The 23,376-nt window shown below is 72.9% G+C and carries 21 protein-coding genes; 8 read left to right on the top strand and 13 right to left on the bottom strand.

The features are described 5' to 3' along the window. Positions 1–139 precede the first annotated feature (139 nt). The 5 genes from AOA12_RS01765 to AOA12_RS01750 all read right to left on the bottom strand — a co-directional run bounded on the left by AOA12_RS01765 (position 140) and on the right by AOA12_RS01750 (position 2,708). Positions 140–577 carry an iron chaperone gene (locus AOA12_RS01765; protein WP_054679309.1) on the bottom strand — a complete coding sequence of 146 codons (438 nt, stop codon included), beginning with the start codon at positions 575–577 and terminating at the stop codon, positions 140–142. Next, complete coding sequence (locus AOA12_RS01760; RefSeq protein WP_054679305.1) at positions 574–987, bottom strand: VOC family protein; 414 nt, start codon at positions 985–987, stop codon at positions 574–576. Before AOA12_RS01760 ends, AOA12_RS01765 begins: the two co-directional genes overlap by 4 nt. Positions 988–997: 10 nt before the next feature. After that, positions 998–1,435 carry a helix-turn-helix transcriptional regulator gene (locus AOA12_RS01755; RefSeq protein WP_054679302.1) on the bottom strand — a complete coding sequence of 146 codons (438 nt, stop codon included), beginning with the start codon at positions 1,433–1,435 and terminating at the stop codon, positions 998–1,000. Positions 1,436–1,769: 334 nt separating this feature from the next. After that, positions 1,770–1,940 (bottom strand): hypothetical protein, encoded by a 171-nt coding sequence (locus AOA12_RS23785; protein ID WP_231637159.1) that lies wholly within the window; start codon positions 1,938–1,940, stop codon positions 1,770–1,772. Between the two features lie 117 nt (positions 1,941–2,057). Further along, the gene (locus AOA12_RS01750) at positions 2,058–2,708 is read right to left on the bottom strand and encodes a Gfo/Idh/MocA family protein (protein ID WP_231637158.1); all 651 of its coding nucleotides are present in this window, start codon (positions 2,706–2,708) and stop codon (positions 2,058–2,060) included. A 96-nt stretch (positions 2,709–2,804) separates the two neighbouring features. On the opposite strand from AOA12_RS01750, the gene AOA12_RS01745 reads away from it, so the two are divergent. Both AOA12_RS01745 and AOA12_RS01740 read left to right on the top strand, forming a co-directional pair. Then, a complete protein-coding gene (locus tag AOA12_RS01745; RefSeq protein ID WP_054679300.1) occupies positions 2,805–3,002 on the top strand; it encodes a hypothetical protein in 198 nt (65 codons plus the stop codon). An 80-nt stretch (positions 3,003–3,082) separates the two neighbouring features. Beyond that, positions 3,083–4,426, top strand: a complete 1,344-nt coding sequence (locus tag AOA12_RS01740) for an MFS transporter (protein ID WP_156366357.1) — start codon at positions 3,083–3,085, stop codon at positions 4,424–4,426. A 24-nt stretch (positions 4,427–4,450) separates the two neighbouring features. Here AOA12_RS01740 and AOA12_RS01735 read toward each other — a convergent pair whose 3' ends face one another. Beyond that, positions 4,451–5,110: an HAD-IA family hydrolase gene (locus AOA12_RS01735; RefSeq protein WP_054679295.1), complete on the bottom strand. Its 660-nt coding sequence runs from the start codon at positions 5,108–5,110 to the stop codon at positions 4,451–4,453. A gap of 170 nt (positions 5,111–5,280) precedes the next feature. Between AOA12_RS01735 and AOA12_RS01730 the strand changes: the two genes are divergently transcribed. Further along, positions 5,281–6,186, top strand: coding sequence for a DUF808 domain-containing protein (locus AOA12_RS01730; protein WP_054679292.1), 906 nt, complete (start codon positions 5,281–5,283; stop codon positions 6,184–6,186). A gap of 225 nt (positions 6,187–6,411) precedes the next feature. Then, on the top strand, positions 6,412–8,052 hold the full coding sequence (locus AOA12_RS01725; RefSeq protein ID WP_054679289.1) for an FAD-dependent oxidoreductase: 1,641 nt from the start codon (positions 6,412–6,414) through the stop codon (positions 8,050–8,052). 141 nt (positions 8,053–8,193) lie between these two features. Here the strand turns inward: AOA12_RS01725 and AOA12_RS01720 are convergent, their stop codons facing one another. The 4 genes from AOA12_RS01720 to AOA12_RS01705 all read right to left on the bottom strand — a co-directional run bounded on the left by AOA12_RS01720 (position 8,194) and on the right by AOA12_RS01705 (position 12,339). Continuing rightward, a complete protein-coding gene (locus tag AOA12_RS01720; RefSeq protein ID WP_054679286.1) occupies positions 8,194–8,982 on the bottom strand; it encodes an alpha/beta fold hydrolase in 789 nt (262 codons plus the stop codon). A gap of 147 nt (positions 8,983–9,129) precedes the next feature. Next, on the bottom strand, positions 9,130–10,422 hold the full coding sequence (locus tag AOA12_RS01715; RefSeq protein WP_054679283.1) for a hypothetical protein: 1,293 nt from the start codon (positions 10,420–10,422) through the stop codon (positions 9,130–9,132). Between the two features lie 181 nt (positions 10,423–10,603). Then, positions 10,604–11,167, bottom strand: a complete 564-nt coding sequence (locus AOA12_RS01710; protein WP_054679280.1) for a TetR/AcrR family transcriptional regulator — start codon at positions 11,165–11,167, stop codon at positions 10,604–10,606. Then, complete coding sequence (locus tag AOA12_RS01705; RefSeq protein WP_156366356.1) at positions 11,164–12,339, bottom strand: DUF998 domain-containing protein; 1,176 nt, start codon at positions 12,337–12,339, stop codon at positions 11,164–11,166. The genes AOA12_RS01710 and AOA12_RS01705 overlap by 4 nt, the downstream gene beginning before the upstream one ends. 104 nt (positions 12,340–12,443) lie before the next feature. On the opposite strand from AOA12_RS01705, the gene AOA12_RS01700 reads away from it, so the two are divergent. Continuing rightward, complete coding sequence (locus tag AOA12_RS01700; protein WP_054679276.1) at positions 12,444–13,988, top strand: MFS transporter; 1,545 nt, start codon at positions 12,444–12,446, stop codon at positions 13,986–13,988. Positions 13,989–14,305: 317 nt separating this feature from the next. Further along, positions 14,306–15,052, top strand: a complete 747-nt coding sequence (locus AOA12_RS01695) for a class I SAM-dependent methyltransferase (RefSeq protein WP_054679273.1) — start codon at positions 14,306–14,308, stop codon at positions 15,050–15,052. A gap of 473 nt (positions 15,053–15,525) precedes the next feature. On the opposite strand, the gene AOA12_RS01690 is transcribed toward AOA12_RS01695, so the two are convergent. The 3 genes from AOA12_RS01690 to AOA12_RS01680 form a co-directional block, all read right to left on the bottom strand. Further along, positions 15,526–16,695, bottom strand: a complete 1,170-nt coding sequence (locus AOA12_RS01690; RefSeq protein ID WP_054679271.1) for a WxL protein peptidoglycan domain-containing protein — start codon at positions 16,693–16,695, stop codon at positions 15,526–15,528. Positions 16,696–16,780: 85 nt separating this feature from the next. Further along, the gene (locus AOA12_RS01685; protein ID WP_054679268.1) at positions 16,781–18,253 is read right to left on the bottom strand and encodes a choice-of-anchor M domain-containing protein; all 1,473 of its coding nucleotides are present in this window, start codon (positions 18,251–18,253) and stop codon (positions 16,781–16,783) included. Positions 18,254–18,325: 72 nt separating this feature from the next. Beyond that, positions 18,326–20,092, bottom strand: coding sequence for a TIGR03773 family transporter-associated surface protein (locus AOA12_RS01680; protein ID WP_082405855.1), 1,767 nt, complete (start codon positions 20,090–20,092; stop codon positions 18,326–18,328). 111 nt (positions 20,093–20,203) lie between these two features. Between AOA12_RS01680 and AOA12_RS01675 the strand changes: the two genes are divergently transcribed. After that, positions 20,204–21,862, top strand: coding sequence for an anchored repeat ABC transporter, substrate-binding protein (locus tag AOA12_RS01675; protein WP_082405854.1), 1,659 nt, complete (start codon positions 20,204–20,206; stop codon positions 21,860–21,862). A 55-nt stretch (positions 21,863–21,917) separates the two neighbouring features. Continuing rightward, positions 21,918–22,907, top strand: a complete 990-nt coding sequence (locus AOA12_RS01670) for a choice-of-anchor M domain-containing protein (RefSeq protein WP_054679262.1) — start codon at positions 21,918–21,920, stop codon at positions 22,905–22,907. Positions 22,908–23,376 lie beyond the last annotated feature (469 nt).

The following is a 23,376-nucleotide window of genomic DNA, read 5'->3' as shown; positions in this document are numbered from 1 at the left end:
AGGGTGCCAGCTATCTCTGCGAGGGTGCTTTCGAAAGCACCCTCGCGAGAACAACTAGCACCCTCGCGGCAACAACTGGCACCCCCGCGAGAAGCACTGGCACCCTCGCGAGAAGTACTGGCACCCTCGGGAGAAGAACCTAGGACGCGGCGCGGCGGACAAGGTCGCGGAGGCGCTGCTCCACGGCATCCGTCAGCTCGACCACGGCGAACGAGACGGGCCACATGGGGCCGTCATCGAGCGGCGCGTGCTCGTCGAAGTTGACGGTGCCGTAGCGCGTGTCGAACTTCGACGCCGGCTGGTAGAACACGAGGTTCTTGCCGTCGCGGTGGTAGGTGGGGAAGCCGTACCAGGTCTTCGCGTCGAGGTCGGGGGCCTCCTCGGCGACGATCACGTGCAGGCGCTCGGCGACGGCGCGATCGGTGCCCTGCAGCCCCTCGATCGCCTCGAGGCACGCCTCGAGCTCCTTGACCTTCTTCGCGGCGCCCTTGACGCCCTTCATCGCGCGCAGTTCTTCGGCGCGCTGCTTCATCGCGGCGCGCTCCTCGTCGCTGAAGCCGCTCTTCGTGTCGGTCATCGCTTGTTCTCCTGGATGCGGATGAGGTTGCCGGCGGGATCGCGCACGGCGGCGTCGCGGATGCCGTAGTCCTGCTCGATCGGCTCCTGCACGATGTCGGCGCCGCGCGCCTCGAGCTGGGCGAACAGCGCGTCGAGGTCGTCGGTCGCGAGGTTCACGCCGAAGTAGCCGCCCTTCGCGACGAGCTCGGCGAGCATCGCCGACTCCTCGTCGGAGAGGCCGTCGCCGAGGCCCGCGGGGTGCAGCACGATCGCGGTGTCGGGCTGGCTCGGCGGGCCGACGGTGATCCAGCGCATGTTCTCGTAGCCGACGTCGAGGCGCACCTCGAAGCCGAGCACGTCGCGGTAGAACGCGAGCGATGCGTCGGGATCGGTCTGGGGCAGGAAGCTGGAGTGGATGGTGGGGTTCATGGCATCCACGCTACGGATCGGCCGGGGGACGCGCTTCTCGATTCCTGATCGGTCGCGTGATCTGCTTGGCGATGCACGGCAGCATCCCGGGCCGGAACGGCGCGCCCTGCTCGCGGTAGACGCTGGGCGGCACGCCGACGAGCTCGGCGAAGCGCGTGCTGAACGTGCCGAGCGACTGGCATCCGACCGCGAAGCACACCTCGGTGACGCTGAGGTCGCCGCGGCGCAGCAGGGTCATGGCGCGCTCGATGCGGCGCGTCATGAGGTACTGGTAGGGCGTCTCGCCGTAGGCGCGGCGGAACTGCCGGCTGAAGTGGCCCGCCGACATGTGCACGCCGCGGGCGAGGGATGCCACGTCGAGCGGCCGCGCGTACTCGCGGTCGATCCGGTCGCGCGCCCGCCGCAGCAGCACCAGCGTCTCGTGCGTCGCCGCCGTGCCACCTGCCACGCCCCGATCCTCGCACACCCCGCGCCCTCCCCCCTGCCCCCTCATGGCCCGCTGTCAACCGCGGCAAAGCGCGGGTCGCCCCGCCTCGCACCCGCATTCTGCCGCGGTCGAAGCAACGAGGTCCACGGTCGAGCGAGGAGGCCGTTGCTTCGACCGCGGCAAAGTGCGCGTTGGGCGGGGCTGCACCCGCACTTTGGCGCGGTTGAGATCCAAAGGGAGTGAACCCCGAAGGGAGCGAACCCCGAGGGAGCGAACCCCAGAGGGGCAAACCTCGAGGGGCAAACCCCCAAGGAGGCAAACTCCCAGGGCCTCCAAGGAGGCAACCCCAAAGAAGTCAGGGGCGGAGGCGGTCGGCGATGCGGAGGACGGCGGCGGTGCGCTGCTGGTCGGGGGTCTCGTCGGCGCCGTGCACGAGCTCGACGAAGCGCGCCGCCTCGTAGGCCATGTTGTTCGGGATGCCGTCGACGACGGTCTCGGCGACCGTGCCGTCGAGGCGGGTGAGCACGAAGCGGCGCGGCTGCGCGATGTGGTCGATCGAGATCGTGCCGAGCTCGCCCTGGATCTCGCTCGGCCGCGCCGACGCCGTGATCTTCGAGTAGGCGATCTCGGCGACGAAGCCGTCCTAGCCGAGCAGCGCCGAGCCCGCGCCGTCGACGCCCGTCGCGATCGGCACCTGCAGCCCCGTCACGGTGTGCGGCTCGCCGAACAGCGCGACGGCCGCGCTCAGCGGGTACACGCCGAGGTCGAGCAGCGCCCCGCCCGCGAGCGCGGGGTCGAAGATGTTCGGCGTCTCCCCCGCGAGCACGAGGTCGTAGCGCGCGGAGCGCTGGCAGTAGGCGAACGAGACGCGTCGCACGACGCCGACCTCGGGCAGCAGGTCGCGCAGGGCCGCGAGCCCGGGATCGTAGACGTTGCGCATGCCCTCGAACAGCACGACGTCGTGCTCGCGCGCCTCGGCGACGAGGCCGTCCCACTCCGAGGCCGTGGGCGCCGCGGGCTTCTCGACGAACACGTGCACGCCGGCGCGGATCGCGGCACGGGCCTGCTCGGCGTGCAGGCCGTTCGGGCTGCCGACGTAGACGGCGTCCACGGTCGCCAGCAGGCCGTCGAGGTCGTCGGAGGCCCCGGGCGCGCCGATGCGGTCGGCGAACGCGCGGGCGCGGGCGACGTCGCGCGAGTACGCGGCGTCGACGCGGATGCCGGGGGTCTGCGCCACGGCATCCGCGAACCGCTCGGTGATGGTGCTGGTGCCGATCGTCGCGAGGGTGATCACGCGCTCCACGATACGTGGGAGCGATCTCCGCCGCGCGGGGGATGCCGGGCGGCTCGGGCCTTCCTAGCCTCGAAGGAGAGGCACCGGAGGTGTGACATGAGCGACAGGGATCCCGACGAGGACTCGCCGGGCGGCCCGGGCCTGACGATCGGCGCGGGCATCGCGATCGGCGCCGGCGTGGGCGCCGCGCTCGGGCTGGCGATGGACAACGTGGCCCTCGGCATGGGCATCGGCATCGCGATCGGTGTGGCGCTGGGCGCGGCCGGGTCGGGCTGGGGCCGCCGACGACGCTGAGCACGACATCCCCGTGACCGCGCGACAGGCGGTGTATATGCAAGATATATTCTTGCTGCGCCAGGCCGAAGGGGATCACCGTGCGAGAACGACTGTTCGTCCCCGCCCTGGTGATGGTCATGGTCATCACGGCGCTCGTGGCCGGATTCGGCACGCCGCTGGTGCCGCAGATGTCCCGGCACTTCCTCGTGTCCATGGACCAGGCGCAGTGGGTGGTCACCATCCCGATGCTCGTCGGCGCGGTCGCGAGCCCGCTCATCGGGCGGCTCGGCGGCCCGGGACGACAGCGCGCCGTCCTGCTCGTCTGCCTCGCGCTCGTCACCGCCGGGCTGGCCCTGAGCGCATTGCCGCTCGGGTTCGCCGCGATGCTCGCGGGACGCGCCCTGCAGGGGCTCGGCATCGCGCTCGCGCCCGTCGTCCTCGCCCTCGCCCGCGGCGCCCTGGGGCCCGTCGCATCGCTCCCGCTCATCGCGAACCTGTCCATCGCCGCGACCGTGGCGGCGGGACTGGCCTTTCCCGTGACCTCCGCCGTCGCCGGCCTCTCGGGGATCTCGGGCGCCTACTGGGTGGGTTTCGTCCTCTCCGCGATCACGCTCCTGCTCGTCTGGTACGCGATCCCGGCCGACGCCGCCGGCACGCGGATCCCGATCGACTGGCGGGGCGCCGGCGTCCTCGTGCTCGGCAGCGGGGCGCTGCTCGTGCTGATCAGCCAGGTGCGCGTCTGGAGCGCCGTGACGAGCCTCGCGGTGGCCGCGGCGTCGACCCTGCTGATCGCCTACTGGGTGATGCGCACGCTGCGCGTGTCCAACCCGCTGATCGATCTGCGCCTCGCCGCGTCGCCGAAGGTCGCTCTCGCGCACGTGGTCATGGTGCTGGCGAGCATGGGCACCTACCTGCTCCTGCCGCTCGTCATGCTCGCCGGCCAGGACGAGAGCTCCCTCGGCGTCCCGCTCGTGTTCGCGGGCTTCCTGCACATTCCGTACGCGCTCGGCGCGCTCGTCGGGGCGCGGCTGGGGAACCGCCTGCGCCGCCGGGTGTCGCTGTCGGCGCTGCTGGTGATCGGCCTGTCGGGCTACGCGCTGGCGACCCTCGTCCTGGCCTTCCTGCACGATGTGCTCGGGGTCGTGCTGCTCAGCGTGCTGCTGTCCGGCATCGGCAGCGGGTGCACGTTCGCCGTCGCTCCCCAGCTCATCGTGCAGCAGGTGCCGCAGGAGTCGGCCTCGAGCGCGCTGTCGTTCAACATGCTGCTGCGCTACATCGGCTTCTCGGTCGGCAGTGCCCTGACGCCCGTGCTCATGGGCGTCTCGGTCATGAGCGGTTTCGACGCCTACCTGATCCCGTTCCTCGCGGCCACCGCCTTCTTCGTCGTGGCGATCGGCTTCGTGCTGTTCTCGCGCCGGAGCGGGCGCGGCGCGGAGGCGTGAGGGGCCGTCTCGCGAGCGCGCCGGTCACGCCCTCGACACGGCGTCGAGCGTGATGCGGATGCCGGAGCCGTCGCCCGCCGCCACGCGCACCGCCGCCGGCGCGCCGACGACCCACGTCGCCGCCCCGGCCTGGGGCCCCACGCCGATCACGCGCATGCCCGCGGCGAGCCCCGCGGCGATGCCGTTCTCGGAGTCCTCCATCACGACGCACGCGGCCGGCTCGACGCCGAGCAGCGCGGCGGCGCGCAGGAACCCCTCGGGATGCGGCTTGCTCGCGGAGACGTCCTCGGCCGTGACGGCGAGCGGCGGCATCGGCACGCCCGCCACGCCCATGCGCGCCATCGCGAGCGGACGCGTCGCCGACGTGACGAGCGCGTGCGGCAGCCCCTCGAGCGCGGCGAGGAGCGCCGCGGCGCCCGGCAGCGCGACGACGCCCTCGAGCTGCTCCGTCTCCTGCTGCAGCATCGCGCGGTTCTCGGCGAGGTTGAGCGCGTGCGGCCGATCGGGGAGCAGCAGCGCCATGCTGTCCTGCCCCTGCCGCCCGTGCACGATCGCGAGCGTGCGCGCGGGATCGACGCCGTGCGCGTGCGACCACTCGGTCCACAGGCGCTCCACGACCGCGTGCGAGTCGACGAGCGTGCCGTCCATGTCGAGCAGGAGCGCCCCGGCGCGGATGTCGGTCATGCGCCGAGTCTAACGAAACGTTTCGAAGCGGACAGGGCCGGGGCCTCCGCCAGGCCGCCGGCGGCGGTGTCGGCATCCGGGAACGGCGGTGCCGGCATCCGGGAGCGGCGGCGCCGGAATCCTGAACATCGGCTCGGGGATGCCGCGGATCCTGCCACTAGTCTGTTCCCGTGTCCGTAGGTCTCCTCGCCGTCGTCGACGACATCCTCTCCGCCGCGCTCAAGGCGTCGGCCAAGACGGCGGGGGTCGTCATCGACGACGCCGCCGTCACCCCGCAGTACGTGCAGGGCATCACGCCGGCGCGCGAGCTTCCCGTGGTGGGCAAGATCGCGCTCGGCTCGCTCGGCAACAAGTTCCTCATCATCATCCCGGCGGCGCTCGCGCTCACGGCGTTCGCGCCGTGGGTGCTGCCGTTCCTGCTGATCCTGGGCGGCGTCTACCTGTGCTTCGAGGGCGCCATCAAGGTGCTCGAATGGTTCGGCTTCCACCACGGGCACGAGGGCGAGAGCGCCCGCGACGAGAAGCGGCTCGTGCTCGGCGCCGTGCGCACCGACCTCATCCTGTCGACCGAGATCATGCTCATCTCGCTCGCCTCGCTCGACCCCGACATGGACTTCTGGATGCGCGTCGCCGTGCTCGCCGTGATCGGACTCGTCATGACGGGGGTCGTCTACGGCGCCGTGGCGCTGCTCGTGAAGATCGACGACGTGGGCCTGAAGATGGCGAAGAACCCGTCGAAGCACGTGCGGCACACGGGCACGCGCATCGTGCGGTCGATGCCCGCGGTGTTCCGCGTGATCAGCGTCGTCGGCACCGTCGCGATGCTGTGGGTCGGCGGCCACCTCGTGATCGCCAACCTCGGCGAGGTGGGGCTCACGCTGTTCTCCGACCTGCTGCACGGCCTGGAGCACGCGCTGGAGCACCTCGGCGGCGTGGTCGTGTGGCTCGCCGACACGGCCGTCTCGTTCGTCGGCGGCCTCATCGTCGGGCTCGTCGTCATCGGCGTCGTCGAGCTGATCGGCGCCCTCCTCGGCAAGAAGCCCAGCTTCCAGGAGGGCGCCGACTCTCCGCACTGACGGCGCCGCCCCGGATGCCGAGGGCGTGCACAGGTCACCCTCGGATACCCCGGGGGGTATACTGGCATCACCCTGTCCACCACTTCGTCCCCCAAGGAGTCACCATGTGCTACCGCGTCACCTGCCCCACCTGCAACAAGGCCACCTGGGAGGGCTGCGGCGAACACGTCGAGCAGGCCCTCGCCGGCGTCGCCGAGGCCGACCGCTGCCACTGCGTCCGCTGACATGCGCATCGTGATCGTCGGCGGGGTCGCCGGCGGAATGAGCTGCGCGGCCCGCGCCCGGCGCCTCGACGAGAGCGCCGAGATCATCGTCATCGAGCGCGGCGCGCACCCCTCGTTCGCGAACTGCGGCCTGCCGTACTTCGTCGGCGGCGAGATCACCGACGAGCGGGCGCTGCTCGTGCAGACGCCCGCGTCGCTGCGCGCAGCGCTGAACCTCGACGTGCGCCCGCACAGCGAGGTCGTCGCGGTCGACACCGTGGCGCGCACCGTCACGGTCGCGGCGGCCGACGGCACGTACACGCTCGACTACGACGCGCTCGTGCTCTCGCCCGGCGCATCGGCCGTGCGCCCGCCCATCCCCGGCATCGACGCGCCGCACGTGCAGACGCTGCGCACGGTCGAGGATGCCGTGGCCCTGCGCGACCGCGTGACGGCGGGCACCCGGGCGGTCGTGCTCGGCGCCGGCTTCATCGGCGTCGAGGCCGCCGAAGCGCTCGCGCAGCGCGGCGTCGAGGTCGCGCTCGTCGAGCTCGCCGCGCATCCGCTGCCGCCCGTCGAGCCCGAGCTGGCCTCGCTCGTCGCCGACGAGCTGCGACGCCTGGGAATCGACGTGCGCACGGGCATCGCGGCATCCGCCGTCGACGGCGACGCCGTCGTGCTCGAGGACGGCACCCGCCTGCCCGCCGACGTCGTCGTGCTGTCGGTCGGCGTGCGCCCCGACACCGCCGTGTTCGAGGACGCCGGCATCGCGTGCGAGCGCGGAGCGATCGTCGTCGACGAGCACGGCCGCACCTCGGCCGACCGGGTGTGGGCCGCGGGCGACGCCACGCTCAGCGTCGACGCGGTCACCGGCATCCGTCGTCCCGTCGCGCTGGCGGGGCCCGCCAACCGGGCCGGACGGCTCATCGCCGACGACATCCTGGGCACGGGACGCCGCGTGCCGCCGCCCGTCGGCACGGCGATCGTGCGCGTCGGCGAGCTGACGGCGGCGCTGACCGGCGCGAACCGTGCGAGCCTGCGGGCCGCGGGCATCGCGTTCGAGACCATCCACCTGCACCCCAACCAGCACGCCGGCTACTTTCCGGGCGTCGCACGGCTCAGCATGGTGGTGCACTTCGGCGCCGACGACGGCCGCCTGCTGGGCGCGCAGATCGTGGGCACCGAGGGTGTCGACAAGCGCATCGACGTGATCGCGACGGCGATGCGCTTCGGGGCCGTCGTCGACGACCTGATCGACCTCGACCTCGCATACTCGCCGCCCTACGGCCAGGCGAAGGATGCCGTGAACCTCACCGGCCTGGTCGGTCAGAACGTGCGCACGGGCACGCTGCGGCTCTGGTACGCCGACGATCTCGAGGCCGTGCGGGCCGAGGCGCTCGTGCTCGACGTGCGCCGGGCCGACGAGGTCGCGAAGCGGGCGCTGCCCGATGCGCTGCACATCCCGCACACCGAGCTGCGCGAACGCCTCGACGAGGTGCGCGCCGCCGCGGCCGGACGTCCCGTGCGCGTGCTGTGCCAGTCGGGCGTGCGCTCGGCGATCGCGCACCGCGTTCTCACCCAGGCCGGCTTCGACTCCGCCTCGCTCTCGGGCGGCATGCTCACCCTGCACGCCACCCTCGGCGACCACCCCTTCCCCCCGTAGACCGCCCCACCCGTCGCCTCCCACCCGTCGCCCGTCGCCTCCCGCCGAGAGTGCATCCGGCGGCCGAGAGTGCATGCGCCATCCGCATTCTCGGCCGCCGGATGCACTCTCGGCGAACGGGGGCGGGCAGGGGCGGGGCGGCTAGGGCTCGGCGAGGAAGGCGAGGGCCTCGGCGCGGAAGATGCGGGAGCCGGGGGCGTTGAAGTGGTGGCGGTCGGGGATCTCGACGAACCGGCCGCGGGGGCATGCGGCGGCGAGCGCGCGCGATCCCTCGATGATCGCGTCGAGCGATCCTGTCGCGAACAGCACCGGCTGCTGCGGCACGGTGCCGACGGCGGGGTCGGCGGTCTGGCGCATCGCCTCGGCGAGGGCGAGCAGCGCACGCAGGTCGTTGCCCGGCACGCGCTCGACCAGCCGGATGTAGTTCTGCGTCACGGTGTGCTGCACGGGCGTTCCGCTCTCGACGTACGCGCGCACCTGCGCCAGATCGAGCCGGCCGAGCGGGATGCCGTCGGGCACCCCGCCGAGCACGACGCGCTCGAGGCGGTCGCCGAACTGCTGGGCGACCTCCCACCCGACGCGCGCGCCGAGCGAGTAGCCGAGGTAGAACGCCCGGTCGACGAGATACGTGTCGAGCACCGCCTCGACGTCGGCGACGAGCGGACGGATGCCGTAGGCGCGCGCATCGTGCGGCTTGTCGCTGCGGCCGTGGCCGCGCTGGTCCATGCCGATCACGCGGTATCCGGCGCTCGTGAGGTCGCGCACCCAGCCCGTCTCGACCCAGTTGTCGCGCGTGCTCGACGCGAAGCCGTGCACGGCGAGGACGGTGTCGCCCGCGAGGTCACCCCACGCGTACGTCGCGATGCGATGGCCCTCGGCCGACATGACGTACTGCGGCTCGGGGACATCGGTCAGGTGCGACGTGCTCATACATCGATTCTGCGCCCGCTCGCACCCTCCCGCGCCGTCATGACGGCGGCAATGAGCGAACACAACAGCGCCTCGTCGGGCACGCGTGATCGGAATCCGTTCTCGATACCAGAGCGGTGGCTCCGTCGAGTCGGCGCCTTGACACGGTCAGCAGGTTCCGGGGTCGACGAAGTTCACAAAGTCGTCGTGAGTGCCGTCCCTGCCACCGTAGAAGCCAATGGCCGAGCCGGCGTTCGCAGAGATCACGGTGTTCTTGTAGAAGAGAGTGCGCCCGTCGAGGAAGTAGTGGTTGCCGAGCGCGCGAGCAGTCGCCGGCACGGATCCAAAGGTCTCGAAGACATCGCCCTCGCGGTACGTGACCCAGGTGGAGCCGAGGAGCACGTCCGCGTAGTCCTGGTCGGGCGATCGGAAGCCGACCGCTGCGTTCGCATTCGTGGTGACGATGCTGTTCTTGAACCAGAGCGTGGTGCCATCGAGGAAGTACTTGTTGCCGATCGGCGCCGCGCTTGCCGGCACCGCCGGATAGACCTCATAGACCCCCGTTCCCGCGTACGACGCCCACGTCGAGTCGATGAGGACATCGGCGTAGTCGGCATTGCCGCCATGCCAACCCCGCGCCGCAACCACGTTCGTCGAGACGACGGTGTTCTTGAAGTACAGCGTGGTGTCGTCGAGAAAGTAGTTGTTCTCCAGCTTCTGCGCCGACGCGGGGACCGCCCCGTAGGTCGCGTCGACGTCCTTGCCTCGGTAGCTGGTCCAGACGCCTCCGACCAGCACCGAGGCGAAATCCATGTCGTTTCCGTGGAAGGCGATCGTGTCTGTGACACCGGTGGCCACCACGACGCCGCCGACGTGCTGGTCGTTCCCCCAGTACAGCGTGCCGTCGAGGAGGAAGTAGTTGTTGCCCAAAGGGGTGGCCGCCGCCGGGATGTTCGCGTACGTGGTATCGCGATCGAGACTGGTCCTGCGGAAGTTCTGCCACACCGTCGGGGCGCTCGAGGACCCCGTCACCGTCACTGCGGCGGTCGCGGTCGCATTCTCGGCGACGGCATGGAGTGCGTAGATGCCCGAGTTCGCGGGCGTCGCGAGATCCGTGAGCACGATCTGTCCTGCCGAGTCGGAGGTGAACTCCCGCGGTGCTGTGGTGCCGTCTGACCAGATGAGGCCGTCGGGCAGCGATACGGTGACCGGCACCGCGCTTGCGGCGGCATCCCCCCGGTGCACCAGCACGATGACAGGACCGACGGACGCGCACCCAGACGCCGAGTAGTCCGGTGAGGAGAAAACGACTGTGAGGGGAGCACTGGTCGTCGCCGCCGCGGCCGGCAGCGACACGGCTGCGGCGATGACCGGCATCGACCAGGCGGCACCGCGGATCACCGTCCGCCGTCTCATTCCCGGCGTCGGCGGGGTCTTCTCGGTCTCGTCGTGCATCGTCATCCGTCCCTCTCAACTCTGCGGTCGCTGTCGGGCGCTCTGCCGTACTCGCGAAAAGCGAACGCGGCGAACGCACGACTCACAAGCATTCACGGAGGCGGGAACGGGGAACACCTCCAGCATTGGGGGTTCTTCGAGGATTCTGCGGTGCCTTTCCCCCGAAGGCTGGGGAGGCACCCGGGCACTACCGCGCCGTCATGACGGCGGCGATGAGCGCACACAACAGCGCCTCGTCGGGCACGCCCTCGGTCGCGGCCTGCACGGTCGCGCCGTCCATGAGCATGACGATGCCGCGCGCCGCGGTCGCGCCGACGAACTCCGCGAGCAGCGCCGTGACGTCCTCGCCCCAGCGCTGGGCGATGGGGCGCAGAGCCGGGTCGGAGAGCGATGCGCTCACGAGCTCGCACGCGATGCGCACGCTCTCGGCGTCCGCCACGAAGTCGTGCAGATAGCGCGCGAGCACCTCGGGGGTGCATCCCTCGCGCTGCAGCAGCGCGCGCAGGGCGTCGATCTGCTCGACCATGTCGTCGGAGAGCTGCGCGAGCGCGCATTCGATGAGCTCGTCGAGCGTGGCGAAGTAGCGCGTCGTCGAGCCGAGCGACACGCCCGCGCGCTCCGCGACCAGGCGGTGCGTGACGCGGGCGATGCCGGCCTCGGTGATGAGGTCGGCCGCCGCGCGCACGATCTGCCGGCGGCGCCCCTCGGGGTCGTGCCGCCCGGGCGGGACACGGTCGACGGGCGTGCTCATGGCGCGTCCCCGGCATCCTGCGCGGCCCCGGCGTCCTGCGCGTACGCGGGATCCCGCGCAGCCTCGGGATCCCGCGCGGCCCCGGGATCCCGCGCGGCCTCGGGATCCTGCGCGTACGCGGCCGTCGCGCGCACGAAGACGAGCAGCCAGGCGAACAGCAGCCCCGCCGCGATGAACTCCATGCCGGTGAGGTTGTAGTAGCCGATCGGCACCCACAGCACCGCGGCGATCAGGATGCCGACGATCACGAGCACCGAGAAGCTCGCGACCTCCCGCGGCAGCCCCGGGAGGAAGCGCAGCGCGCAGAACACGAAGACGCCGAAGACCACGACCATGCCCGAGGCCGCGCCGACATGGACGACGAAGCTCACGGCATCCGGCACGAACCCGGCGATCGACAGGCAGATGCCGATGCCGGCGAACAGCCACGACAGCAGCGACACCGTGCGTCGCGGGGGCACGCCGCGCGCGACGAGGCCGCGCTCGATGTCGTGGCCGATGTAGCCCGCGAGGGCGGTGAGCACGATGCCCGTGACGATGAGGGCGAGGTTGAAGCGGTACCCGGAGAGGGCGGCGCTGTTGCCCAGCTGCGAGAAGTGCAGCTGCCACCACGACTCGTCGGGGGCGCTGAGCATGCTCGCCATCGTGCCGACGAACAGCACGAGGGTCGCGAGCGTCGCGAGCCCGTCGGACGTGACGCGCGCGCCCGAGAGCGAGGCCGCGTAGGCGAAGGCCGCCGCCGCGGCCCCGGCGAGCACGCCGCCGCCGAGCGGGTCGATCGTGAGGCCGATGAACCCGAGCTGGAACAGGTTCGCCGCCGCGAGCACGATGAAGTACGAGAGCATCACCATCGCGCCCGTCATCGCGATCACGTCGACGACGCGCTTCGCGAGCGGGAGCCGCTGCCGCCAGGCCGCGTGGCCCCGGCTCGTCTCGACCACGAACGTCGTGCCGAAGGCGACGCCCGCCGCGACCGCGGCGCTCCACGCCGCGATGTCGCCGATCGACCCCTCACCCGCGAGCGGACGGCGGTCGCCCCACGTGAGCAGCGCCGTCACGACGAAGGCGAGCGCGAAGGCGACGCCGGCCCAGCGCGTCGCGACCGACTGCAGCCGCGTGTCGTCGGACGCGGCGCGCGGCGCGATCTGGTGCGGGGTGTCCACGGTCATCATTATGTCGCTCCTGGGCACTTTCTCAGCCAGCGGTACAGATGTATCGGTACATTTGTACCGTTCCTTCGGCGGATGCCGTCCGCCGCACGCTCAGAAAGCCCCCCATGTCGACCTCCACTGTGCCCGTACCCTCCGACACCACCCTGTCGCGCCCGCGTCGCTGGGCCGCGCTCGCCGTGCTCACCGCGAGCCTGCTCGTGATCACGATGGACATGACGATCCTCAACATCGCCCTGCCGCAGATGGCGGGCGAGCTGCACCCCACGGCGCAGCAGCAGCTGTGGATCATCGACGTCTACTCGCTCGTGCTCGCGGGCCTGCTCGTCTCGTCGGCCGCGATCGCCGACCGCTGGGGCCGGCGGCGCATGCTGCTGCTCGGCTACTCGATCTTCGCCGTCGCCTCGATCCTCGTGCTGTTCGCCGACTCGGCGGCGATGGTCATCGGCATCCGCGCCCTGCTCGGCGTCGGCGGCGCCATGATCATGCCCACGACCCTCTCGCTCATCCGCGTCATCTTCACCTCGCCGCGCGAGCGCGCGACGGCGCTGAGCATCTGGGCCGCCGTGTCGGGCCTCGGCGCGGCCGTAGGGCCGCTCGTCGGCGGCGTGCTGCTCGAGCACTTCTCGTGGCATGCGGCGTTCCTCGTGAACGTGCCGCTCATGGTGATCGGCATCGTCGCGGGCCTCTTCTTCCTGCCCGAGTCGCGCGTCGCCAACCCGGGCCGCTGGGATGCCGTCGCCGCCGTGCTCTCGCTCGTCGGCATGGTCGCGCTCGTGTGGGGCATCAAGGAGTTCGGCAAGGAGGCGAGCTTCGCCGTCCCCGCCGCCTGGGCCGCCGTCGCCGTGGCCGCCGCCGCGATGAGCTGGTTCGTCGTGCGCTGCCTGCGCCGCGACGACCCGCTGCTCGAGCTGCGCCTGTTCCGCAGCCGCCCGTTCTCGGCGGGCATCATCGCCGCGCTCGGCGCGACGTTCTCGATGATCGCCGCGATGCTGCTCATCGCGCAGTGGCTGCAGCTCGTGAACGGGTCGAGCCCTGTCGAGGCCGGCGTGAGCCTCATCCCCGTCGCCATCGCGGGTGCGATCGCGTCGCTGCTCGCGCCCCCGCTCGCGCGGCTCATCGGTGCGCGCACGGTGCTCGCGGGCGGGCTCGCGCTCGCCGCGGCCGGCATGATCTGGATCGGCGTCGCGGGCGCCGGCCTCACGTTCGGCTCGGTGCTCGTCGCCCTCACCCTGGTGGGCGCCGGCACGGGATCGCTCGCGATCGGCTCGGCGATGATCATGTCGAGCACGCCCGAGGAGAAGGCGGGCAACGCGGGCGCCCTGGAGGAGACCTCGTACGAGCTCGGCGGAACGCTCGGCGTCGCGGTGCTCGGCTCGATCGCCGCGCTCGTCTACCGCGCGGAGTTGCAGGCGGATGCCGTGCTCGACGCACTCGACCCGGCCCTCGCCGAGCAGGCGACCGAGTCGCTCGGCGCGGCCGTCGCGATCGCCGACGGCGTCGGCTCGACCGAGCTCGCCGCGCGCGCCGGCGAGGCCTTCACCGCCTCGCTGCAGATCGCGGGCTACGCGGGCGGCGCGCTCATGCTCGCCGTGGCGGTGCTCGTGTTCGTGCTCACGCCCCGCGGCACCAACGTGACGGGCGGGCACTGAGGGGCGGGCGGCTGCGGCTGCGGCCGCGGCTACGGCTACGGCTGCGGCTGCGGCTGCGGGGCGGATCCTGGGCGCTTGTTGCCGCATCTGCGGCATCCATCCCGCAACAAGCGCCCACCACCCACGCGCGGCGGCGAATCCAGGGCGCCAGCTGCGGCGTCGACGGCACTCACCCCGCAACAAGCGCCCCCGATTCCCGCGACGCCGCGGACGTCCGACCCCGCGGGCCGGATGAGCCGACCGCACCGCCGCGGCGCTGACAGGTGGGCTCGGCGCGAACGGGCACGCTCGGCGAGCGACGTGCTACCTTATTGAGAATGATGTTCAATAAGGCGGATGCCGCCGGCGAATACGGTCCGCTCGCGGAGTTCCACGACCTGTTCATGGCGGAGCCGTGGGCGCGCATCGCGCCGAGCCTGCGGGAGCTGTTCGGCGGACTCGGCGCGACGGCCGTCGTCGCCGACATCGGCGCCGGCTCGGGCGTGGGCCTGCGGCACCTGGCGGCCGCGACGGCCGCGCGCATCGAGGCGTTCGAGCCCGATCTCGTGATGCGGGCGATCCTGCTCGCCCGGCTCGTCGACACGCCCGCCCTCGCGGCGCGCACGACGGTGCACGCCGCGACCGTGCCGCACGATCTCGACCTGCTGCCCGATCGCATCGACGGCTTCGTCTGCGCGCACATGCTCGGCCACCTCTCCGTGCTCGACCGCGTCGACCTGTTCGCGTGGCTCGGCCGGCACCTCGCCCCCGAGGGCGCGGGTCTCGTCACGATCGCACGCGACCGCGACGACGCCGCGGCGAACGGGGCGGCGGCCGGCGAAGCCGAGGTCGTCGAGAGCCTCCGCATCGGCACGCACGAGTACCGCGCGATCCACCGCGGCGACGGCGACACGTCCGTCAGCCGCTACGAGGTGCGCGACGCCGACGCGCTCGTGCGCGCCGCGGAGTTCTCGAGCTCCTGGCATCCGCTCGGCCTCGGCAAGCTCCGCGACGAGCTGCGCCTCAGCGCCCTCCACGCCGCCGAGATCGCCCCCGGCATCGTCGCCATCACCCACGCCCGCTGACCACCTGCACGCCCCACCACATCGGGGCGCTCGTCGCCGCATCCCAGCCGCACACGCGACCACAGCCGCCCACCATCCGCCAACGGCCACGAACGGTGGGCGCTCCTCGCCGGATGCCGCAGGCGCACGCGGCCACAACCGCCCACAAGCTCCGCACCCGACGACCCACCGCAGATCGTGGGCGCTCGCTGCCGCATCCCGCCCACCCACGCGACAACAACCGCCCACCATCCATCAACGGCCACGAACGGTGGGCGCTCCTCGCCGGATGCCACAGGCGCACGCGACCACAACCGCCCACAATTCCGCACCCGACGACCCACCGCAGATCGTGGGCGCTCGCTGCCGCATCCCGCCCACCCAGGCGACCATGGCAGCCCACCATCTGCCGGGCACCGCACATCATGGGCAGTCGTGGCCGCGTCCCCAGACCCCAGGCGGCGACGACTGCCCACGAATGCGACACGCGACGGCTACCGAGGGCCGGCGGGGGTCTTCTCGGGGGCCGGTTCCGCGGCCACCTCCGCCGTGCCAGCCGCCGCCGTGCCAGCCACCGCCCGCCCCGCGCCCGCCGCACCCGCGACGCCCGGCACCGCGACGCCCGGCACCGCGACGCCCGCCTCCGCGGCATCCCGCGCCCGGGCGGCGCGGCGGGCGCGACGGCGCAGCCACAGGTTGCGCAGCGCGATGCCGAGGGCGACGAGCAGCAGGGCGACGGCGCCCAGCAGCACCCACGGCATGGCCCACACGACGACCGTGCGCGTCTCGATCCGGGTCATCCCGGTGATGTCCTGGCCCGCCGATGCGACGGCGGTGACCTCGACGGTCACCCACAGCGGCCCGATCGCGGGCACCTCGTCGAGGACCCCGGCGCCGCTCTGCGCGCCGCCGGGCAGGATCTCCGCGAAGCCGCCGAGCGGCGCCGAGCCGCTCCACCATCCGAACAGGCCCGTCACCTGCACGCGCGCGTCGGGCGCGAGGCGCACGTTGCCCGTGTTCACGAGCGTCGCCGTGACGTCGAGCGGCGCCGCGGCGAACGGCGTCCACCGCGTCTCGTACCGCCCGTCGAGGGTGTCGACGCGCAGGCCGGCCTCGACGTTGCCCGCGACCCGCAGGTGCACGCGCGTGCCGACGCGGTACTGCACCGCCGCGCCCGCGCCGCCCTGGACGCCCGGGCCGGCCGCGTTCACGGCGACGATCCCGCCGACGTGATCGCCCGGCGCCGCGTCCTCGGGCACGACGACCTCGAACGGCACGACGACCCGGTCGCGCGCCGGCACCGTGACGTCGGCGGCGCCCAGCCGCACCCAGGCGCCGATGTGGGCGGCCTCGTCGTCGGGCGTGAGCACCTCGAAGGCGTTCTCGGTGGTCTGCACGGCATCCTGCGCGTACAGCGTCACCGTCAGGGGCCGCTCGCCGAGGTTGCGCACGACGACGTGGTCCTCGTACACGTTGCCGGGCTCCACGATGTAGTCGAAGCTCGCACGGCCGTCGGGCCCGTCGGCGCGCGCGGGCGCGACCGACCACGTCTGCGGTGCGTCGATCTCGTCGGCGAGCGCCGCGGACGGCACGATCAGGGCCGCGAGGATGCCGGCGAGCGCGGCGACCACGGCGAGCGCGCTCGTGCGGGGGTGGGTTCTCATGGGTTCTCCTCGAACGGGACTCGCCCGCACGCATCGGGTGCCGGCCGCCGTCGATCGGCGACCGGCACCCGGGTGCGATCCGGCGTCAGATCACGGTGATGAGCACGACGCCCGTGTAGTCGCCGGCCGGGGTCTCGGTCGGCGCCTCGATGCGGATGTCGGCGCCGAGCACGGCCGTGCCCGTCGACGCGCCCGCGGCGGCCGAGCCGAGTGCGCTCCAGCCCTTGATGCCGTTGCCCTCGGCGAAGCCCGGGGCGACGGGCGCCCCGGCGCTCACGCTCTGGCCGGCGGCCGCCGAGACGACCTTCGGCGTCCAGCCGAGGTACTTGCCGTCGAGGCGCGCGCCGTCGACGGTCACGAGGCCGCGCACGCGACCCGACGCCGCCCAGCCGGGCGCGCCGCTGCGGGTGTCGGTCACGGTGATGCCGGTGATCGCGCCCTCCGACACGTACCGGTCGGCGACCGTGTTGAGCTGCAGGTCGCTCAGCTCGCTGCGGCGGGCGTCGGGCGCGACGCTGATCGTCAGCGCGCCCTCGGCCTCGTCGAGGCTCACGGCCAGCTCGGGGCCGACGCCGGGCGTGTTGCCGTGGTCGTCGACGTGGATGTCGACGGGGTCGGTCTCGGCGATCGCGTTGTGGTCGTGGTCGTAGAGCACGGCCTTGACCTGCTGCTCGCCGGTGACGACGAAGCCGTAGGTCTCGCCGAGGGCTCCCGGCACGACCGTCCACTCGTCGGCCGCGCTCGGGCGCGTGAACCAGTGGAAGTGGTCGGAGACCGGCTCGGGCGACTGCACGGCGGTCAGCGCCGCGACCTCACCCGTGTGGTAGTGCACCGCGGCACCCGTGACGGTGAGCGTCGTCTCCGGGCCGGGGCCCGGGCCGGGGTCCTGCGGCAGCTCCTCGCCCACGTAGAACGTGTACGTCTGCGGCGCCGTGGTCTGCGCCTGGCCGCTCGCGATGTCGGTGACCGTCGCCGCGATGTCGAAGGTGTACGTGCCCTCGGCGGTGAAGCCCCAGTTCGCGTGCTCGTGGAATCCGTAGCTCACGTAGGAGTCGACGGAGGTCGCGGTGCTGAGCAGCGGCGCGCCGCCCTCGCCGTTGTACCAGAGCGCGAACTCGCCCGGTCCGGAGAAGTTCGAGATCGTGCGCTCGATCTCGATCGAGTCGATCGCGAAGGCCTCGGAGTCGTAGCCGAACCCGATGAACAGCTGGCCCGGCGCGAAGCGCTCCGACGCCTGGTAGATCGTGTCGCCCGATGCGACGCCGAGGGCGGCGATCGCGTCGGCGCTCGCGGTGCGCGCCGCGACCGAGGGCTTGAGCTGGAACAGCAGGTCCTCCGAGGGAAGCACGCCGTGCCCGTCGGTGTGCACCGCGAGCGCGGCCTCGCCGGCCGTGTTCTTGGTGACCCAGAACAGGTCGGCGTGCCCCTGCGGAAAGACGGTGCGCCCGTCGAAGGGACCCGCGGCGACGGCGGCGCCCCCGGCGAACAGGGAGGCGACCAGCGCCGTTCCCGCCCCGATGGCGACCGCCGCGCGCGGTCTGGTCAGGAGAGATGTCATGGGAGTGACATCCTTTCTATTTTTCTTGGGTGGCCGTTCGGCCGTGGTGGTGGTCAGCGGCCGCCGGGCCGGTCACGAGGCCCGGCGGGTGCGGGGTGCGAGGGCCGCGGCGCCGACGAAGGCGAGGCCGACGAGCAGGAGGGCGCCGGCCAGGCCCGCGAGGTCGATCGCGAAGCGGTCGCCCTCGGCGCCGGTCTGGGCGAGGGAGAGCCGGCAGTCCGCGCCGTCGGCGGTGCGGCCGACCGACGTCGTGACCTCGCGCTCGCGCACGGCCGAGCGCGGGTCGCCGTCGCCGACGAAGAACGTCAGGGTGGAGGTCGCGCTGCGGCGCTCGCCGTCGATCGTGCCCGAGAAGGCGAGGTCGACGTGGTAGGCGCCGGGCTGCGTGAAGGCCCAGATGCCGTGCACGTGCACGCCGGAGGCGCCCACGTCGATGTTCGTCGAGCGGGGGAAGCCGGCCACGGTGCCGAAGTACTGCTCGCCGAGCTGGCCCCACGAGCCGACGGAGTACACCGCGAGGTCGCCGGGCCCGTCGAAGCCCTCGAGCGTGAGCGCGACCTGTCCCTGCGCGTGGCCGGCGATGCTCGGATGCTGGGTGTTCCAGCCGATCCACGGCACGCCCGACTGCTGCGTCAGCGGGATCTGCCACACCCGGCCCGAGCCGAGGAAGGAGAAGTCGCCGCCCGGGGCCTGCGCGGCCGCGGCATCCGTCAGGTGGAAGACGAGCGTGCCGGGGTCGGTCCACACCGGCGGCGCGGCGCGGTCGTCCTTCACGAGGGCGCGCAGCGTGCCGCCCTCCAGCACGGGCCCGAAGTCGAAGTGCCCGCTGGTGACGACGTCGACGTTGTCGGGGCGCACGGTCGTCGTGACGGGGGTCGCGATGCACTGCTCCTCTGCCTGGGTCGGCGAGGCCGTGGGGGTCTGGGTCCCGGCGCCGCCCGGTGTCGCCCCGCCCGGTGTCGCCCCACCCGGCGCTGCTCCGCCCGGTGCGGGGGATGCCGTGGGCTCGGCCGTCGGCGTCGGGCTCACGGTCGGCGTCGGCGTCGCCGTCGGTGTGGGCGTCGCCGTCGGCGTGGGCGTGGGCGTGCCGCTCGGCGTGGGCGTCGGCTGCGGGTCTCCGCCGGCCGGCCCGACCCAGAACGTGTACTGCTGGGCGGCCGAGCGGATCGTGCCGCCGCCGGCCAGGTCGGCCTCGGCGACGACCGTGAGCACGTACGTGCCGGGTGCCGTGAACGCCCAGTTCGCGTGCGTGTGCGTGCCGACGTACTCGTGGATGGTGCGCAGCGAGGCGTCGCTCGAGCTGATCACGCGGTCGGGCCCCGCCGCCTCGGTGAAGAAGATCTCGACCCGTCCGGGCCCCGTGATGTCGGTCACCGACAGGCGCACGGCATCGCCCGCGAACGTGCCGCGCGGCAGCGTCTCGGTCTCCCAGCCCGCCCACAGGGCGCCCTGCTGGTAGCGCTGCGGGATCATCCACAGCTCGGCGCCCGCCTCGCCGAGGAACCCGTAGCCGGGCAGGTCGGGCACCACGTCCTTCTGCGCGTCGGTGACGTGGAACACGACGTCGTTCGGGTCGAGCACCTGGCCCGCGCCGGTGTCGAGGTCGGCGCGGGTCTTCAGCACGAGCGCGTCGTTCTCGTAGCGCACGCTCACCGCGTCGGTGTGCTGGTGGTCGAGCACGAGCCGGTCGGCCGCCGCGGCGGCCTGGAGCCCGACGAGGGGCGACAGCAGCACGCAGCACGCGCCGATGAGCGCGAGCACGCGGCGGCGCAGCGGGGTCGGGGTCGAGCGGGAGGGCAGGACAGCCGAGCGGGAGGGAAGGACAGAGGGGGCAGTCATGGGTGGGTGCCGTCGCGTTTCACATCGGCGAGGCGCCCGGTACGGCGCTCGGCGGTGGGCAGGGAGTCCGTCGTGGAGGACGTGTTATTGATAATGACTATCATTAGCGGTATGCCAGCCGCAACTCATCCCCGCGAATGCGTCGTCACACACGCACGCACGACGGACATCCCGGGGGCGGGCGGTGCCGACCGCACGCGCCGCCTGCGGCATGCGAGCGGCGCCCTGCTGAGCGGCTGCGCCCTGCTCGCGAGCTGCGCGGGAGGGATGCCGCAGACCCCGTCGCACGACGAGGTGCGCATCGTCACGACGACCGGCATCCTCGCCGACCTCGCCCGGCAGGTCGCGGGCGACCGCGCGACCGTGACGTCGATCGTGCCCGACGGCGCCGACCCGCACGGCTACGAGCCCACGCTGCGCGACGTGCGCGACATCGTCTACGCCGACGTCGCGTTCACGAACTACCTGCTGCTCGAGGAGCAGAGCATCGTCAAGGCGATCGACGCCAACCTGCCGGACGGCGTGCCGAACGTCTCGCTCGCCGAGAGCGCCGTCAAGTACGCGGCCGAGATCATCCCGCTCGTCGAGGACGTGTCGCTCGACACCGTGTGGCTCGGCGTGCGCGTCGCGGGCGACGGCGCGCATCACGGCGCCGACCGCGCGTCGGACGTGCTGCTGAGCGCCACCGGCATCCGCTGCGCCGACGAGCCGTGCGCCGGCGACGTGCACGCCTACCTCACCGGCACGTTCGGCGACGTGACGCACTACGTCGACTCGAGGGACGGCTTCGACGCCGGCACGGGATACGCCGCCGACACGCTGCGGCTGCCGCCGGACGCGCACACGCACCTCAGCTGGGCCTTCACGGCGCCGGGCCTGTACGAGCTCGACGTGCGCGCGAGCCTGCAGGTCGACCCGCGCGCGAAGCCGCTGCCCGTGGCATCCGGCACGCTCCTCTTCGCCGTCGGCGTCGACCCGCACGCGACGGGCCGGGACGTCGTGCTGAACGCCGGGCACTCCGACCTGACGGTCGACCTCGACGCCGGCGCGCTGCGCGTGCTGCTCGATCACGAGCACGGCCGGGGCGAGCGGCACCAGGACCTCTTCGCGCTCGACGACGTCGTCGTCGAGGTGCCCACGAAGGCGCTGCACGAGGTGCCCGGAGACCCCGCGTTCCGCTTTCTCGGGCGGCCCGGCGACCCGGTCTACCAGCTGCCGCAGGCCGTGCTCGGCAAGCACGTGCACGGCGAGATCGACCCGCACCTGTGGCAGAACGTGCGCAACGCGATGGCCTACGTCGAGATCATGCGCGACACGCTCATGCAGGCCGATCCGGCGGGGGCGCGCGAGTACCGCGACAACGCGCACGCGTACCTGCGCGAGCTCGAGCGGCTCGACGCCGACGTGCGGGCGGCGATCGCCGGCATCCCTCCCTCGCGGCGCGTGCTCGTGACGACGCACGACGCCTTCGGCTATCTCGCGGCGGCCTACGACCTGACCGTCGCGGGCTTCGTGAGCCCGAACCCCGCGACCGAGCCGAGCCTCGCCGACCGCAAGCGGCTCACCCAGACGATCCGCGACCTGCGCGTGCCCGCCGTGTTCCTGGAGCCGAATCTCGCGGCGCGGTCGTCGACCCTCGTCGAGGTCGCGCGGGAGCAGGGCGTGCGGGTCTGCCCGCTGTACGGCGACGCGCTGGACGCCGACGCGCCGACCTACGTCGACATGATGCGCGCGAACGCCCGATCGCTCGTCACGTGCCTCGTCCCCTGACCGATCCCCGCCCCCTGACCGATCCCTGCCCCGATCCGTCCCCGAAAGGACGCCCATGCCTCGCCTCGCCTCCGCCCTCCCCCTCGCGCTGATCCTCTCCGGCGGGCTGGTCCTCTCCGGCGGCGCCGCCGTCGCGGCGACCGACGACGGGCAGGTGATCGACCCCGGCCAGCAGCAGGGCACGGGCCGGGTCGTGCTCGAGGCCGGGCACGCCGACGTCGGCGCGACGTTCGGCACGGGCGCGTGGGCGCTGCAGGTGCACGACGACACGACGACGCCGCGCTACTGGCGCGACCCCGACGACGTCGTGCTGCGGGTGACGGATGCCGCGGTGCTCACCGTTCCGGACGACGAGGCCTTCGCGTTCCTCCGGCTGGCGGCGGGCACGCCCGTGCACGTGATCCCGCAGACGGAGCAGGCCGGCGTCGTGTGGGTCGGCTGGAACACGCAGGAGCCGACGCTGCTCGACAGCCTCTCGCTCGGCGCGACGCTGCGCATCCACGCGATCGAAGGGCCCGGCGACGTCGTGACCTATCTGCAGGGCGGCAACTTCGGGGCGCCGCAGGTGCTGTGGTCGACGCACGAGCCGTTCCCGCAGGAGGCGTGGGTCGAGCTGAACACGCACACGCACGCCAACTGGGTGTTCAGCGAGCCGGGCGTGTACCTCGTCGACGCGGAGTTCGCGGGCGACCTCGTCACGGGCGAGGAGCTGAGCGCACGCGGCACGCTGCGCTTCGCCGTCGGCGACGCGACCGACCCGGCCGCCGCCTTCGCGGCGACGCTGAGCAGGGGCGACGGGACGGGGAGCCCGGGCGGCGCGGGGGCCGGGACGGATGCCGGCGACTCCGGCGGGGGGACGGATGCCGGCGGCGGCACCGGCACGGAGGACGGCACCACCGGCGACGGGGACGCCGGCGGTGCCGCGATCGGCGCGTGGCCGTTCGTGGCGGGCGGCGCGGTCGTGCTCGCGGTCGCCGTCGTCGCGGTGTCGACCGCGTCGGCCCGCGCGCGCCGCCGCGCCCGCACGACGGGCGGCGCCGCATGACCGCCGCGCAGGCCGTCGGGGCCGTCGGAGCCGTCGACCAGGCTTGTGGGCACTTCTGGTCGCCTGCACCCTCGGCATCCGGCAACAACCGCCCACGAGTCCGGCATCCGCTCACGATCGTGGGCGCTCGTCGTCGCATCGCGCCCCGGTATCCGACGACAAGCGCCCACAATCCCGGCCGAACGGATGCCGCCTGTCCTGCGCGCCCCACGGCGCCCAATGCCACCCGCCCCGCATCCTCTGCACGAATGCTGGACGCTTCTGGCGGCCTCGCGTCCCGCTATCCGACAACGAGCGCCCATGAACCCGGCCGAACGGATGCCGCCCGCTCCGCCCGGCCCACAGCGCCCGCCCGGCACACAGCGCCCGCCCGACCAACGGCCACCGCCCACCCCCCAGCCTCCGCGCGAATGCGGGGCGCTCGTGGTCGCCTCGCACCCCCGCATCCGGCCACAGGCGCCCACGAACC

Origin of the sequence: Microbacterium sp. No. 7 (assembly GCF_001314225.1) — a bacterium.
Taxonomy (GTDB): Bacteria; Actinomycetota; Actinomycetes; order Actinomycetales; family Microbacteriaceae; genus Microbacterium.
This window is presented reverse-complemented; position numbering and strand designations above follow the sequence as displayed.

What these genes read in the sequence shown, in the direction of transcription:
- AOA12_RS01725 (WP_054679289.1), top strand. Translation starts at nt 6,412, where the DNA reads ATGCGCATCGTGATCGTCGGCGGGGTCGCCGGCGGAATGAGCTGCGCG.
- AOA12_RS01745 (WP_054679300.1), top strand. Translation starts at nt 2,805, where the DNA reads ATGAGCGACAGGGATCCCGACGAGGACTCGCCGGGCGGCCCGGGCCTG.
- AOA12_RS01705 (WP_156366356.1), bottom strand. Translation starts at nt 12,339, where the DNA reads ATGATGACCGTGGACACCCCGCACCAGATCGCGCCGCGCGCCGCGTCC.
- AOA12_RS01715 (WP_054679283.1), bottom strand. Translation starts at nt 10,422, where the DNA reads ATGACGATGCACGACGAGACCGAGAAGACCCCGCCGACGCCGGGAATG.
- AOA12_RS01670 (WP_054679262.1), top strand. Translation starts at nt 21,918, where the DNA reads ATGCCTCGCCTCGCCTCCGCCCTCCCCCTCGCGCTGATCCTCTCCGGC.
- AOA12_RS01685 (WP_054679268.1), bottom strand. Translation starts at nt 18,253, where the DNA reads ATGACATCTCTCCTGACCAGACCGCGCGCGGCGGTCGCCATCGGGGCG.
- AOA12_RS01735 (WP_054679295.1), bottom strand. Translation starts at nt 5,110, where the DNA reads ATGACCGACATCCGCGCCGGGGCGCTCCTGCTCGACATGGACGGCACG.
- AOA12_RS01765 (WP_054679309.1), bottom strand. Translation starts at nt 577, where the DNA reads ATGACCGACACGAAGAGCGGCTTCAGCGACGAGGAGCGCGCCGCGATG.
- AOA12_RS01720 (WP_054679286.1), bottom strand. Translation starts at nt 8,982, where the DNA reads ATGAGCACGTCGCACCTGACCGATGTCCCCGAGCCGCAGTACGTCATG.
- AOA12_RS01760 (WP_054679305.1), bottom strand. Translation starts at nt 987, where the DNA reads ATGAACCCCACCATCCACTCCAGCTTCCTGCCCCAGACCGATCCCGAC.
- AOA12_RS01675 (WP_082405854.1), top strand. Translation starts at nt 20,204, where the DNA reads ATGCCAGCCGCAACTCATCCCCGCGAATGCGTCGTCACACACGCACGC.
- AOA12_RS01690 (WP_054679271.1), bottom strand. Translation starts at nt 16,695, where the DNA reads ATGAGAACCCACCCCCGCACGAGCGCGCTCGCCGTGGTCGCCGCGCTC.
- AOA12_RS01695 (WP_054679273.1), top strand. Translation starts at nt 14,306, where the DNA reads ATGATGTTCAATAAGGCGGATGCCGCCGGCGAATACGGTCCGCTCGCG.
- AOA12_RS01710 (WP_054679280.1), bottom strand. Translation starts at nt 11,167, where the DNA reads ATGAGCACGCCCGTCGACCGTGTCCCGCCCGGGCGGCACGACCCCGAG.
- AOA12_RS01700 (WP_054679276.1), top strand. Translation starts at nt 12,444, where the DNA reads ATGTCGACCTCCACTGTGCCCGTACCCTCCGACACCACCCTGTCGCGC.
- AOA12_RS01680 (WP_082405855.1), bottom strand. Translation starts at nt 20,092, where the DNA reads ATGACTGCCCCCTCTGTCCTTCCCTCCCGCTCGGCTGTCCTGCCCTCC.